Origin of the sequence: Bhargavaea ullalensis (genome assembly GCF_042432615.1) — a bacterium.
GTDB lineage: Bacteria > Bacillota > Bacilli > Bacillales_A > Planococcaceae > Bhargavaea > Bhargavaea ullalensis.
Genome location: NZ_JBHLWY010000055.1, coordinates 1 through 878, shown reverse-complemented (window position 1 = coordinate 878; position 878 = coordinate 1). Strand labels below are relative to the sequence as shown.

Here is an 878-nt window from a genome sequence, read left to right as displayed (position 1 = left end):
GTCCAGTGAAATCGCCAAAACCCTTTCTGAAAACCAGAAAACCTTTGAAGGGGCCAGGGGGAAAACGGAACGTTTTCCCCCTGGCCCCTTCACGTTCAATTCAGCTCACCCTCGATCACCTGACGGACCATATGGTCGTCAATCACACGGTGCCCTTGGCCCGATCCAAAGATCAGGCAATGGGTGGCCGCCTTATTGATGAGCCTGGCGGCTCCACCCGACCAGCCATGGATCTCATCAATCGCGGCTGTGGTAAACAGATCTCGTCCGGCTCCCGAGTACTCGATCTGGCGATCGATGTATCGCCCGGTCTCCGACCGGTCGAAATGGGGCATCCGGCACTGAAGGTCGATCCGCTGCCGGATGGCGGCGAAGGACTGGAGCCGGAGCCGGTCCCTCAGTTCGCTCTGTCCGATCAGGATAAGCGCCATCGGACTCTGGGCGTCCATCCTGAAGTTGAGGAGAAACCGCACCTCCTCCAACATTTCCCGGTCGAGAAGATGGGCCTCGTCCACGATCACCACCGGAGCCAGCTGATGGATGCCCCGCATCAGCTCGATCTCCCGGTGGAGCTGGCGCTTGGCGTCACCCCGGTAAAACTTGGACTCATGGCCCAGCTGCTCGAGAAGCCCTTTGTAGAAGTGACGCGGGGTGAGCTTGGAATCCGCCAGATACAGCGGCTTGAATCGGGAGGTGTCGAGGCTCTCTGTGAATTTCCGCACCAGAGTTGTCTTCCCTGTCCCGCAGTCGCCGGTCACCACTGCGAAGAGCTGCCGTTCGGCCGCATAGTGAAGCCGGCTCTCGATTTCCTCAAGCGCATGGGTTCCAAGCAGCTCCCCGACAGGGGTATCACGGACGAAGGGAGTGGCCGTCATGCC

1 protein-coding gene is annotated in these 878 nt (G+C 59.9%); it reads right to left on the bottom strand.

The window, feature by feature from the left end; translation table 11 throughout:
• Positions 1–95: 95 nt before the first annotated feature.
• Positions 96–878 (bottom strand): ExeA family protein (locus tag ACFFIY_RS14365; RefSeq protein WP_376837323.1); only part of this gene is annotated, 783 nt, incomplete at its 5' end.